The sequence below is a fragment of the Synergistaceae bacterium genome (assembly GCA_031267575.1).
Taxonomy (GTDB): domain Bacteria; phylum Synergistota; class Synergistia; order Synergistales; family Aminobacteriaceae; genus JAIRYN01.
The window spans coordinates 1-13,385 of sequence record JAIRYN010000064.1; the positions used below are offsets into that span (position 1 = coordinate 1).

The following is a 13,385-nucleotide window of genomic DNA, read 5'->3' on the forward strand; positions in this document are numbered from 1 at the left end:
AAAGACGTCATGGGGAAACGCCGTATCGAAACAAGTCTCCACGGAGGCATTTCCGTTATGGAAGAGAACTCCGTCGCCGCGTTTGAAATCATGAGCCGATTCGCGGCGGACCCGAGATGGCTCATTTATCTTCCGCCTACGATGTCCCCCTGCGCGACAAGTGTGTTGGACGATTATCTGGAGCAGCCCGCCGAGGCGTTCGCGTACTTTCAGTCCAACGGTGTCGAAACGGTGATATGCGAAGAGAAACACATGGGCAGCCGCGCCGTGATCGTCCTTTGCCGCGACGAAAAAACGGCGCGTTCTCGGTTCGGCGTGGACGACGGTTCGCGGGGCGTTATCTACTCTCGCACCGGCAGACATTTCTTCGACTTCGGCGCGACGAACGAGGACCGTGAAAGTAAATTACTCGCGCGCTTAGCCAATATTTTGGATAACTCTCGTTTCTGGGAGGATTTTTCGACAGATTGGCTCTGCCTCGACACCGAACTGATGCCCTGGTCCGCAAAGGCGCAAACATTGCTCTCCGAACAGTACGCCGCGACTGGCGAAGCTGGGCGTCTCGGATTGTCCGCCGCTATCGAGGCGCTCGAAAAAGCAAACGCAAGAGGAACCGAATCCTTGGGCGTCAAAGACGGCGCATCGGGACTGAACTCGGGATTGAACGTCGATCTCAATGGGCTTTTGGAGAAATACAAAGCGCGGGGCGAGGCCCTGGCATATTACACCGAAGCGTATCGCCGTTATTGTTGGCCGTCGCCTTCGCTGGATGACCTTCGCATCGCGCCGTTCCACATTTTAGCAACGGAAGGCCATGTGTGGAAAGACGCGAGTCACGCCGAACATATGCGTGTCGTTGAAAAATACATTTCTGGACGCGATCCTGTTTTCATCGCGACAAATCACCTCTTTGTCGATCTAAAGGACGAAGCCAGCGTACAAGCCGGGAAAGACTGGTGGACGCAACTCACGGAAAACGGCGGGGAAGGCATGGTCGTAAAGCCATTTGATTTTGTGGCGAGGAGCGGCGGAAAATTGATTCAGCCCGCCGTTAAATGCAGAGGTCGCGAATATCTGCGTATCATCTACGGCCCGGAGTACGCGGACCTCAACCACATGAAACGGCTGAAAAAACGCCCGCTCTGGAAAAAAGGACGCCTCGCTCTCGACGAGTTCGCTCTCGGTATGGAGTCGCTGGATCGCTTTGCCAGACGGGAGCCGCTTTACCGAGTGCACGAATGCGTATTTGGAGTGCTGGCGCTGGAAAGCGAACCGGTGGACCCGAGGTTATAAACATTCTGGAGGCGGAGATAACATGCGCGTTTCATCGGACATCTTCAGGGAATATGATATACGGGGCATCGCGGACGGGACGGAAATCGATCTGACGAACGAGGTCGTTCTGACCATCGGCAAAAGTTTTGGAACATGGCTAGCCGAACGGAATGTCAAGAAAATAGCCCTGGGTGGCGACGTGAGACTCTCTACAGGACGCATCCGTGAGGCGGTTGCGCGGGGAGTGATGTCCACGGGCATCGACGTTGTGGATATCGGCATTGTCACCACACCTATGCTCTACTGGAGCCTTTATCACTTTGACCTAGAGGGCGCGGTGATGGTCACAGGCAGCCACAACCCCGCCAACATGAACGGTTTGAAGCTCGCTTTTGGGAAGAGCACTCTTTGGGGGAACGATGTCCAGGAGATACGCAGGATTGCGGAAAAAGGAAACTTTGTGACGGGTGGAAAGGCCGGAGTTGTCGAGCGTCAAGGTATCGTGGACGCCTATCTTGCCATGCTGCTCTCGAAAATCGAGTTGGGACCCCGAAAGCCGAAAGTTGTCTGCGACAGCGGGAACGGGACGGCAGGGGAGACGATCTGCCGATTTCTCTCAGGACTGGGCTGCGAGTATGTGTCCCTCTTTGGAACACCGGACGGCCGGTTCCCCAACCATCACCCCGACCCTCAGAAGCGGGAAAATTTGACGGCGCTGATCGCAAAGGTCCGAGAGACGAAAGCCGACGTGGGCTTCGCCTTCGACGGCGACGCGGACCGGTTGGGTGTCGTGGACGAGCGGGGCGAGGTGATTTTCGGCGACCGGCTAATGGCGTTTTACTGGGCGGATATCCTGAAAAAACATCCAGGCGCGGAGGCCATTGTAGAACCCAAGTGTTCCATGGCGTTGTCCGAGGAAATTGAGCGGCTGGGAGGAAATGTCGTTTTCTGGAAATCGGGACACTCCGTCATCAAAGCAAAGATGAGGGAGATCGACGCTCTTTTCGCTGGCGAGCTTTCGGGACATATGTTTTTCGCCGACGAATATTATGGCTTTGACGATTCGTTTTACGCCGCAGGGCGTCTGCTGCGGATTCTCTCCAACTCCAACAAAAGTCTGTCCTGCCTGATGGCGCCGGTGCCTCTCTATCCCGCAACAGAGGAAGCACGAATCGCCTGCCCCGACGCCGAGAAGTTCGCGGTGATTGATCGCATCCGAGACAAAGCCCTCCAGAAATACGAAGGTCTCGCTTTAGACGGAGTTCGTATTTTCTACCCTGGCGGGTGGGGTCTCATCCGAGCCTCCAATACCCAGCCGGTCCTTACCACTCGCTGCGAGGGCAAGGACCAGAAAACCCTGGAGTTCATCATGGAGGACATCAAAAAGAGAATCCTGGCCGAGGGACTTCCCGATTTCGAATGGACGTTTTGAGCGCATATTTGAGCGCATAGAGGTAAATGTATTGAGGGTAAACTACGGCTGCATTTTATTTCCCAAAGGGGGCGATCTGCCCCTGAACCTCGGTCGGCTTTCCGACGGTTTGCCAAAAGCGGAACTGGAGATAGGTTTCGGCAACGGGGAATTCACGGTTCAGCGGGCTTTGGCGTGCCCGGAGACCCTATCGATGGGAATCGAGGTTTCTCCCGCTTGTGTCACGCGTTGCGCGCGACGGGCAAGCGCGTCAGGCAACCCTCCCAACCTGAAGATCCTCTGCGCTGACGCCCGCTTCATGATGAAAGAACTGTTTGCTGACGCCTCCCTTGACCGGGTGACAATGAATTTTCCTTGCCCTTGGCCCAAAACGCGCCACGCGCGGCGCCGAGTCACTGCCAGGGAGTTCATCGATGCCCTCGCCGCCGTTTTGAAAATCGGCGGGATCTTCGAGCTGCTTACGGATGAAGAGTGGTACGCTCTGGACGCCCAGAAAAAGCTGGCGTGGCACGAGGCGTTTGACGTGCTTGCCTACGAAACGAACCCGGCGCGGCCTATCACAACCAAGTACGAGCGCAAATGGCTGGAAATGGGAAAAAACATCATCAGGCTAACCGTAGTCAAAACCCAAAATTTCACCGTCTCCCGACAGACATGGGAAGCCGAGACATGGGAAGCCGAAGGGAAGGAGGGGAGGATCATGCACGCCAAAACGGGAATGCCCCTTCCAGAGGGCGGGCTCGCTTTTCTATTCGACGCGTCGGGGACGGGGCCGAAAAACACGCGATGGGTCTTCAAAAAGCACTACGCGGCGTCAGGAGCGGCGGAAATGAATGGTAAAATTTTTCTCGTCGAAACGGTCTCCACCGACGACGAGTTCGAACAGCGTTATTACTTTAAGGTGTCCGAACGTCGCGACGATACGTTAGTGAAGCTGGACGAGACGGCCCGGGTTTTCCTGACTCCCGCGGTGCGTTTCTCCATTGAGGACTTGGCGCGACGTCTTCGCGAGCGCGCGGGTGAAAATAGAACATGAAAAATAGAACATGAAGGAAGTCCGTCCTACGTCTGGGCGAGTTCTTTTGGCCCTTTTCAGTATACTGAGTGGCGGAGAGGCGGGGAAGGGGTTCAAAAATGCCGTTTTCCTGGATCTTTTCGCGGGAACCGGTCGCGTGGGTATCGAGGCCTTGAGGCGAGGCGCCCCCTCCGTGGTAATGGTTGAGGTTCTGAGGGACCGGGCGCGGGCTATAGAGCGCTCGATAAGCGAGGATTTCGCGGAAGCGGGGAAGGTCGTCGTCCTGTCTCTGGAACTACGGCGGGCCATAGCGTGGCTTTTGAAGCGGGAGCGCCTTTTCGACGTGGCCTTCGCCGATCCTCCTTACAACGAGGGCTGGGGAAAGTCGTTGCTCTATACAAAGGGTCTGGAAAAACTTTTGAAGCCGGAAGGGATCTTTGTGGTGGAGCACGCGTCACGGGAGGGGTTGGAGGTCCCCCAACCCTGGGTCGTTACCGACGCCCGTACTTATGGCGAGACCACCTTGACGTTTTTGAGGATCATACATCAGGAGGCATTTTTATGGAACATACCGTCCGCGCCGTCTACCCTGGATCCTTCGATCCCATCACCAACGGGCACATTTACATCGCGGGACGGGCCGCTGCTATTTTTGACGAGGTTCGAGTGAGCATCCTCATCAACACCCAGAAGCGATCAATGTTCAGTGTGGAGGACCGGCAGATGATGGCGCGGGAAGCCCTGTCTTACCTGCCTAACGTGACGGTGGACCACTTCGAGGGATTGCTGATCGACTATCTGCGGCAGCAAAAGTCCCGGGTCATTATTCGCGGCCTGCGAGCCATGTCCGACTTCGAGTACGAGTTTCAAATGGCTCTGATGAACCGACAAATGGCCCCTGAAATCGAGACCGTTTTCATCGTCACAGACCCAAAATATTCCTATCTTTCGAGTAGTTCCATCCGCGATATTTTCCAGTTCGGCGGCGCGGTCCATGATATGGTGCCACCCGGCGTTTTTCGTCGTCTAAGGGATCGTTTCCCGCTTCGTTCCCGTTCTTGAGTGTTTTTGATGAGAGCGTCTCTCCTCGGACGAGGTTTTTATCTTCAGAGTGTTGTGCCCCTCGCCAAAGCGTTATTGGGTAAAACGCTGATTCACGTGAAGGACGGTGTCGCGGCCGGAGGGTTTATCGTTGAAACCGAGGCCTACGCCGGGCGGGAAGACCCAGCCTGCCATGCTTACGGAAGAAAAAACAGAAAAAACAGGGGAAAGGGTCCATCGGGCAGACATCGTACCGACGTGATGTTTGGCCCTGGGGGTTATGCTTACGTTTACCTGATCTACGGAATGTATAATTGTTTCAACGTGGTGGCCAACGTGGAAGGCGAGCCCGAGGCGGTTCTGGTTCGGGCTCTGGAACCGAGGGAAGGCATTCCGCTCATGGGGGAACGCCGCAAGACGCAAGCGATAAAAAATTTGTGCAACGGTCCGGGCAAACTTTGCATGGCCCTTGACATCACCAGAGAGTGTTACGGCGCGGACCTCTGCGGCGACGTTCTTTTTATCACGGAAGGCGAACCGGTTCCAGAAAGACAAATTTTAGCGACGCCCCGGATCAACGTCAACTACGCGGGGAAAGCGGCTTGTCTTCCCTATCGTTTTGTGATTCGGGACAGCGCCTTTCTCTCCACGCGCAAAGGGATCGAGGCAGGGATATGTTGACCTGCAATATTAGATTTGAGGTCCTAAAGTATAACGAGAAAACGCGATTTTTTTCGATGTATACCTTCGAAACAATGATTGGAGAGAAAACGTAAGAATGGAGGAATTTCCGGGAAGCGATATAAATTTCGAACGAATAGACGAACAACGAATAGACGAACTTAGAAAGAAATTAGGATCTTTGCGCCCTCTTAACTCAACCGAACTGAAACGATTGCGCGAAGAATTCATAATTGAAAATACGTACAACTCCAATGCCATTGAAGGCAATACTTTGACGCTGAAAGAAACGGCACTTATCTTACAGCAAGGCGTCACGATAGATGGAAAGCATATCAGAGAACATCTAGAGGTTATCGGCCACAGAGACGCCTTTATTTATATAATAGAACTCGCGGATGCCGGAAGCCCGCTCACGGAACGCGCGATCAGGAAATTACATTCGCTTGTTCTGGTGAACGACGCAAAAAACAAAGGGACATACCGAAGCGTAGCAGTCATGATTATCGGGGCTTCACACACGCCACCGCCTCATTATCTTATTCCAGAACAAATGAAAACGTTACTAGAAGAATATAAAACAATGAAACAAACAAAGCACATTATCGAGGCAGCGGCGGAATTTCATCTACGTTTCGAAGGTATACATCCTTTTATTGACGGGAACGGAAGAACGGGACGCCTCATTCTGAACTTGGAACTCATGAAGGCCGGTTTTCTGTCGGTAGATATAAAATTCACCGACCGTCGCAAATACTACGATTGTTTCGAGAGCTATTGCTCGATCAATCAAACGCCGAACACTTTAACGCGGCTCCTTCTCGCCTACGAAGAAGAAGAACTGTCGAAGTACATTGAGAAACTGGTATAATCGAAGGAATCGAAGGGAGGGAGGAATAACATATTATTTTTTCACGAAACGCGCCGCCGAGCGTCCAAAATTGTATTTCTCCAACGCTGCCTCTCCGACCGCCGATTTGACCTCGTTCATTCTCACACCCCAGCACAACGGCGATTCACAACAGAGAAGCGGAGAGAAATATCCCCCCTACCCTCAAATAACTAGCTTTACAGTCCTTCTTTTACAGTCCTTCCTTTATAGTCCTTCTTTTATAGTCCTTCTTTTACGGTCCTTCTTTTACGGTCCTTCAATGGATAATATAATAGGGATAATATAATAGCTCTAGTTGGAGACGTGAGAATGCGCTAACACATTTGGGACTACAGGAACGAGAAGCAGGGGGATATCTCGGTTGGAGTAGGGGGCCATCACCACGTCCAGGTCCTTCACGATGGTGCCGTCGATAAACCCTTTTTGTGCCATGTCATAGAGAATGACCATAGTCTCTGGGTGTCCGCGCTGCTCGTGATAAGGCCGGGACTCGCTCACAGCCTGATAAATGTCGATACACGCCATCATGCGCGAGTTGAAGTCCAACGCGTCCGCGCCTTTTCCGAAAGGGTAACCCGTTCCGTCAAGTTTTTCGTGGTGGTTGGAAGCCCAGTCACGGATCTGCTCGAACCCGTCGATATCTTTGAGTAATTCGTAGGTATGGCGCACATGCTCTTTGATAATGGCGAACTCTTCTTGATCCAGCTTGCCGGGCTTCTCCAGTATGTGCGTGGGCGTCGCGAGCTTGCCCAGGTCGTGAAGAGCGGCCGCGAGGTAGAGTTGCACCCGGAGTGCGTCATCGTAGCCATAGTAACCGCCCATCAACCATGCCCTATTAGCGATCTGTGACGTGTGACGGCGAGTAAACCGAGATTTGTAGTCGATGATGCGCGCGATTATCTCCGCGATACCAATAATCTCGTTCACCTTCAGGTCGAGAATGAAAGTTGGGATGACCTGCTCGGCCGTTTCCGCTATCCGATCATCGCGCAGGAGGAAAAGCATATTCTCGTCGAGAATGCTCAGCAAGGCCCGCGCGGCGCGTTTAGTGAAGCGTTTCCCGGCATCGTCGGCGATTAGGCTGCGGAGGTTGGGTAAGGTGTCGAAGGAGAGCCTTTGCAGGTGGTGATCAATGTCGATCATGTCGGAAATCGCGATAAGCTCCGCTTCCAACGGGTACTCTCCTTCTTTTTTGCCGAACACGCCGTTGCCGTCGGCACACTCGTGGTGATACAGAATATAACCGGACACATCCACCTTAAAGGGCAGCATCTCCACGTTACTCTGACCTCGCTCGCAATGTAGATACATAGAAGGGCGATCTCCTTCTTGTTCGGCGAGAATGTGCTCTGTGAGCGCGTTGTCGTGAAACAAGGCACAAGTCGTCATCGCGGACAGGTGATCTTTGTTAAGCCCAAGGTCTATCCCCATAGCAGCCGCAAGGACGGCGATGCGTTTACCATGGTGCGTGCTGGCGCCCAGCAGTTCTCCCTCCACGATATCCAGCGCCGTGGCGATGGCCTTGATCAATTGGTCTATCCTTATTTCCATACGTTCACTATACGTTCACTATATGTTCACTTTCACTATGCGTTCACTATGTGTTCACTATTGGGGCGTTTTCCCGGCAATAACAGAAATGATGACCAGATCTTCCTTGCCGGTGTTGACCAAACCGTGAGATTGTCCTTTGCGAGCTATAGTAATATCTCCCGCTTTCACCTCGTGTTCTTTGCCGTCGTCGTTCGTGAATACCCCTGTGCCCGAAACGACGATGTAGACATCCTCGTTGACGTCATGCTTGTGAAAGCCGATGGAGTCTCCCGACTTGAGCGTCAGCCAGCCGATTTCCCTAACCGGGTTTTCCATAGGGGGCATGTCGCGTGTGAACGCGTATTTGCCGTACAATACACCTGTACCGCCTCCCGCCTTTTCCTTATCCAGGACAATGAGGTCTTCCTGCTTGAAAATATCGGCGAAAGCGGAAGAAGCCATTACAGTCATCACGGCCGCGGCAACGACGAAAAACAAAATGCTAAACAATAGAACTTTTTTCATGCAAAACCCTCCCATTCTTAAATGATTTGAAACCCGTGCCTTTTATCGGACTTAACGGACTTAACCAAGCTTAACATACTCCCATGACTAAAGTCATGGGATTGTAAAATCGACAAAGACAGCCGACTGAAACCGGTCTTACGTCTTCTCCTTTAAGAGTGGATGCCCCCACTCTGAGAATATTTACAGCCGCAGTAATTATACCTCATGGCCCGCGAACGTCGAGAGTTTCCAGCTTTTCCAGCTCTCGGAGCCAGGCTGAATAGGCCGCGTCGCTGGGCATCCGCCAATCACTGCGCGGCGAAAGGCTTACTGAACCGATCTTAGGGCCGTCGGGAAGACAACTCCGCTTGAATTGCTGCGCGAAGAAACGGCGGTAAAACACCTTCAGCCAGTTTAGAAGTTCTTCGGCGGAGTACGCGTTTCCGAACGCTATCTTGCTGAGAGCGTAGACCCTTGAAGGAGGCCGCCCCCAGCGAACCACGTGGTACAGAAAGAAATCGTGCAGTTCATAAGGGCCGACGATGCTTTCGGTCCGTTGCCCCACGTCGCTCCCTTGAGGGGGCAGTAGCTCCGGGCTCACGGGAGTCGCCAGAATATCCTCCAGCACTTCCCTTAAGTCTGGAGAGACCTCCGCCACGTACTTCACCACGTGTCGCACCAGAGTCTTCGGGACCCCGGAGTTCACTCCGTACATGCTCATGTGGTCGCCGTTGTAGGTTGCCCAGCCCAGCGCCAACTCCGACAGATCTCCCGTACCGACCACGATGCCGCCCAGACGGTTCGCCAGGTCCATCAGCGTCAAAGTCCGCACGCGAGCCTGAGCGTTCTCATAGACCAGGTCGTGAGTTTCTTCGGACGCGCCCACGTCGCGCAGGTGAGATCGAACGGAGTCAGTGATGCCGATCTCGTGGCAGGGGATGCCCAAGGCCTCGCAAAGCGTCAGGGCATTGGACTTCGTGCGATCCGTCGTGCCGAAACAGGGCATCGTGACCGCCACGGCGTCCGTCGCGGGGCGACCGAGCTTGACGAATGTCCGGACCGTCACCAGCAGCGCCAGGCAACTATCCAGCCCTCCCGATACGCCGACCAGGGCTTTTTGAGCGTGAACGCGCTCCAGTCTTTGGGCAAGCCCTGCTACCTGCATATCGAGGATGGCCTCGCAGCGCGCGTTTTTTTCCCTCTCGTCCTTGGGAACGAAGGGGTGGGGAACCACAGGACGGCGCAATAATGGGAATAACGAGGGCAACTTGGATTCGGAAAAGTGGAGATCTAACGAGAAGGGAACCAGGGAGTAACCGGAACCCCCAAAGTTCAAGGAAAAGGTATTGAGACGGCGGCGCTCGTACTCTAGGGCACGCAAGTCGATCTCCGTCGTCGCCCACCCGTCCCCAAAGGGCGGGGATTCGGACAGCACCTCGCCATTTTCGCAAATGAAGTCGTGTCCCGCGAAAACCATGTCGGTGCTGCTTTCTCCTAATCCCGCGTCGGCGTAAAGGTACCCGCACAGGAGACGCGCAGATTGTCCCGCGACTAGGGATTTTCGATACGCGGCTTTACCAATCACCTCGTCGCTGGCCGAAAGGTTCGCGATGACCGTCGCCCCCGCCATAGCGTGAGAGGCGCTTGGGGGCACAGGCACCCACAGGTCCTCGCAGATCTCCACGGCAAGACGAAAAGCGGGCTCCTCTTCGCATTGAAATAGGAGTTGTGCGCCCAGAAGAACGTCCCGGCCGCCGAAGGAAATCAGCCGCGCTTCCTTCGGTCCGGGTGAGAAGTGGCGCAATTCATAAAATTCGTTGTAATTTGGGATGTTGCTCTTGGGGACGAAACCCAATAATTTTCCTCCGCCGAATACCGCCGCCACGTTAAACAGCTTCCCATTCCAGGCCAAGGGCGTTCCCACTATCGTTAAGGTCGAAAGGCTCGAACTTTTCTCTACAAGAAAAGATAAGGCTCTGTGAGCGTCCTGGAGCAGAGTTTCCTGCAGAAAGAGATCTCCGCAGGTGTAGCCGGTGAGGCAAAGTTCCGGCAGGCAAAGGAGACGAACCTGCTCCTCGTTAGCCCTCTCCATTAAGGCGAGAATACGCTCCGCGTTGTAAACGCAGTCGGCCACTTGGATCGTCGGCGTCGCGGCTGCCACACGAACATATCCCTCAAATCCCTTATATCCCTTATATCCCTCATCACATTCCTCAAACGCGCAGGTCATCCGTCCCACTCCTCTCAAAGCAACTAAGCGATTCGCATAGATCCTTCGTCGCCGGCTCTCTGCTGATCTCTAAATCGGCAATGTCGAAAGGCACAGGGGACGGAGACATTTCTCCGACTCCCTCGGCGAGAAAGCTCAACAATTCGTCTAAACGCGTGGCGGACCCAGCCCGGCGGCGCAGCTCCGCCGCTCCCGGAACGCCCTTGAACATCCCTGCCATCAGTCGTTTGAGGAGCACTAAAGTAGCGCTCAGGCCGGAGACCTCCTGAGATCGTTCGCTCAAGCTCCGCAAACGCTGGAACCTCTGCTCCGGCGTCGGGTTCCACAGCTCGTCGGGGACTTGGCGGCCCAGCGCTCGTAGCGTCAGAGGAAACAGGTAGGGGTTCGCCAGGGCGCCCCGAGCCAGCATTACACCGACACAGCCCATATCCAAGTATTCTTTCACGTCCTCGACGTGAGAGACATCTCCGCTGGCGGAAATTTTTCCTGGAAAGCGACAAGATGCGGCGGCCACGATGATCCGGTCAGCTCGTCCTTCATAGCGCTGGGCCGGAGTACGCCCATGAACGCAAACATTCTCTGATCCTGCGTCAACAAGGCCCTCCACGAACCGGAGGGTCTCTTCCTCGTCGGATGTCCTGCGTATTTTCACCCAGACCGGAAGTTCCAGGCGCTTCAGGCTCCGTACCATCTCGAAAGCGACCTCCGGCCTTCCCATCAAAGCCGCTCCAGCCCCGCGCTTGGTCACCTTCGGCATGGGGCAAGCCATGTTGATCCCCAAGGCGGCAAAAGATGCCAAAGACGTGGAACTTTGGGAACAGCATTCCAGAGCAACTTGAGCTCCACGGACCATCGTGTCAGCGTCGCCAGAGAAAAGTTGCAAAACCACTGGTCCCTCTCCGGATAGAAGGCGCAGCATTCCCTGGGTTTTGCGATTGTCCCGCAGAAGCCCCATGCAGCTCACCATTTCGGTGTGTGTTAACCCTGCGCCCAGGCGTGAGAAAAACTCCCGGACTGGAGGAGTCGTCACCCCCGCAAGCGGCGCGAGCCAAAGTGCGTTATCAAGTTCCAGGCCGCCGATTCTTTTGTTTTTATTTTGGGAGATGTTCATTTTTGACATTTTTGAAGGCAAGGCGTTCATGAATGACGCGCAAGCCGTCCAGAGTCAGCCAAGGGTCCACGTAGTCTATGGATTTCGTCAGTGACGCCATCAGCTCCGCGTGTCCCCCCGTGGCTACCACCTTTGCCGAGACACCCAGCTCCTCGCGGATTTTCTCGACCAGGTGCTCCGTCAAGCCCGCGTTGCCGTGAAGAATGCCCGATTGGGTCGATTCGTTGGTGTTACGTCCGATCACGGAGGAGGGAAGTTCCAGTCCCACTTGAGGCATCTTGGCGGCCCGGCTGAAGAGGGCCTGAACTCCCGTGACCAGACCGGGGGCAATGGCGCCGCCCAGGTACGCGCCGTCCGGCGAGATCACGTCCAAAGTGATTGCCGTGCCGTAATCCACCACAATAAGGGGTGCGCCGTACTTGTGCCGTCCTCCCACCGCGTTGACGATCCGGTCCGCCCCCACCTCGCGAGGCGCGCCATAACGAATTTCCATGCCCGTATCGGTGAAGGCGTCGACCCTCAGGCAATCGGCGTTCAGGTATACTTTCACCGCTTCACAAATGGGAAGGTCCAAACTCGGCACCACACTGGCTAAAATAGCGCTGTCGATGTGGATAGGTTGGCCGCGGGCCGCGGATACGGTAGAAAAAAGGGTCAAGAAGTACACTCCGAACTCGTCCGACGTGTGTAAGATAGAGGAAAGCCGCCAGTGGGCAATCAACTCGTCGCCGTCGAAAATACCGACAACCGTTGTGGTGTTTCCCGCGTCAGTGACCAAGAGCATAAGAAAACCTCCTTGCTTGTTGGCGTTTTAAAAGCCGCGCAAAGTATAACAGAGGAGGGAGAGAATAGCTAAAATAGCCTACATCTGGACGTAGTTCGTATGTCTCCGCGCTGTAACGCGGCTGTTTCAGCGCGAAGGGAAGTTTTCCTATTTGTATGTATAAATTGTATGTATAAATTGTATGTGTAAATTATATGTATAATATTATATGTATAATGGTCCCAAGAAATAGGACCACCCCCTAAGAAAAAACGAGGGAAGGTAGAAAAGGTAGAATTGATTGACATATTCCCACGACTAAAGTTGTGGGATTCTAAGATCGACAAAAACAGCCGACTGAAACCGGTCTTACGTCTTCTCCTTTAAGAGTGGATGCCCCCACTCTGAGAATATTTACAGCCGCATCGATATCCCAGTCATGTTCCGCCCCGCATCTCGCATTGAGAAGCCATCAAAGGAGTTTAACTATTCACTAGCTTCGCATATTCTAATAGGTATTTTTACGTAGTATACAAGGCCAGTCATATCAAGTATTCGAGAGTAAATGCTGCTGCCCTGCTGGTTACTCGCCGTGTATTGCTCTCCAATGTAAAATGTGGTGTAAAATATAAAAAATGTCGGCGGAGAAAATTGGGATTCTAAATTTTGAGCCAAAGTTTTGATCGAGTTAATCTAGGGAGAGAAAGTCATGATTTCAACGCTTGTTTTTCACGTAAAATTGGATATAATAAACAAGCAACAAGCAACAAGCAACAAGCAACAAGCAACAAGCAACAAGCAACAAGCAACAAGCAACAAGCAACAAGCAACAAGCAACAAGCAACAATTTCTTCATTTCTTAAAAGTTCATTCTTAAAAGTTCTTTTTCTCTTTAATATAATAAT

The 13,385-nt window shown here is 53.6% G+C and carries 13 protein-coding genes; 8 read left to right on the forward strand and 5 right to left on the reverse strand.

Annotated features, from left to right (window positions below):
* The 7 genes from LBJ36_10720 to LBJ36_10750 all read left to right on the forward strand — a co-directional run.
* A partial coding sequence (locus LBJ36_10720) for a hypothetical protein (protein MDR1379508.1) occupies positions 1–1,293 on the forward strand: 1,293 nt, incomplete at its 5' end.
* Positions 1,294–1,315: 22 nt separating this feature from the next.
* Positions 1,316–2,707 carry a phosphomannomutase/phosphoglucomutase gene (locus LBJ36_10725; GenBank protein ID MDR1379509.1) on the forward strand — a complete coding sequence of 464 codons (1,392 nt, stop codon included), beginning with the start codon at positions 1,316–1,318 and terminating at the stop codon, positions 2,705–2,707.
* Between the two features lie 31 nt (positions 2,708–2,738).
* Entirely contained in the window at positions 2,739–3,743 is a 1,005-nt protein-coding gene (gene trmB / locus LBJ36_10730) for a tRNA (guanosine(46)-N7)-methyltransferase TrmB (protein MDR1379510.1), read from the forward strand.
* A gap of 10 nt (positions 3,744–3,753) precedes the next feature.
* Complete coding sequence (locus tag LBJ36_10735; GenBank protein MDR1379511.1) at positions 3,754–4,392, forward strand: RsmD family RNA methyltransferase; 639 nt, start codon at positions 3,754–3,756, stop codon at positions 4,390–4,392.
* Entirely contained in the window at positions 4,284–4,784 is a 501-nt protein-coding gene (coaD, locus tag LBJ36_10740) for a pantetheine-phosphate adenylyltransferase (protein ID MDR1379512.1), read from the forward strand. Before LBJ36_10735 ends, coaD begins: the two co-directional genes overlap by 109 nt.
* A 9-nt stretch (positions 4,785–4,793) precedes the next feature.
* Entirely contained in the window at positions 4,794–5,444 is a 651-nt protein-coding gene (locus LBJ36_10745; protein MDR1379513.1) for a DNA-3-methyladenine glycosylase, read from the forward strand.
* 97 nt (positions 5,445–5,541) lie between these two features.
* A complete protein-coding gene (locus LBJ36_10750; GenBank protein ID MDR1379514.1) occupies positions 5,542–6,315 on the forward strand; it encodes a Fic family protein in 774 nt (257 codons plus the stop codon).
* 312 nt (positions 6,316–6,627) lie between these two features.
* Here the strand turns inward: LBJ36_10750 and LBJ36_10755 are convergent, their stop codons facing one another.
* From LBJ36_10755 to LBJ36_10775, 5 genes are all read right to left on the reverse strand, one after another.
* Positions 6,628–7,887, reverse strand: coding sequence for an HD domain-containing protein (locus LBJ36_10755; protein ID MDR1379515.1), 1,260 nt, complete (start codon positions 7,885–7,887; stop codon positions 6,628–6,630).
* Positions 7,888–7,944: 57 nt separating this feature from the next.
* Positions 7,945–8,394, reverse strand: a complete 450-nt coding sequence (locus LBJ36_10760) for a cupin domain-containing protein (protein ID MDR1379516.1) — start codon at positions 8,392–8,394, stop codon at positions 7,945–7,947.
* A 205-nt stretch (positions 8,395–8,599) separates the two neighbouring features.
* Entirely contained in the window at positions 8,600–10,606 is a 2,007-nt protein-coding gene (locus LBJ36_10765; protein MDR1379517.1) for an NAD(+) synthase, read from the reverse strand.
* Positions 10,590–11,717 (reverse strand): tRNA-dihydrouridine synthase family protein, encoded by a 1,128-nt coding sequence (locus LBJ36_10770; GenBank protein MDR1379518.1) that lies wholly within the window; start codon positions 11,715–11,717, stop codon positions 10,590–10,592. The genes LBJ36_10765 and LBJ36_10770 overlap by 17 nt, the downstream gene beginning before the upstream one ends.
* Positions 11,698–12,501, reverse strand: coding sequence for a type III pantothenate kinase (locus tag LBJ36_10775; GenBank protein ID MDR1379519.1), 804 nt, complete (start codon positions 12,499–12,501; stop codon positions 11,698–11,700). The genes LBJ36_10770 and LBJ36_10775 overlap by 20 nt, the downstream gene beginning before the upstream one ends.
* A gap of 645 nt (positions 12,502–13,146) precedes the next feature.
* On the opposite strand from LBJ36_10775, the gene LBJ36_10780 reads away from it, so the two are divergent.
* Positions 13,147–13,385: hypothetical protein (locus tag LBJ36_10780; protein MDR1379520.1), on the forward strand; the 239-nt coding region annotated here is incomplete at its 3' end.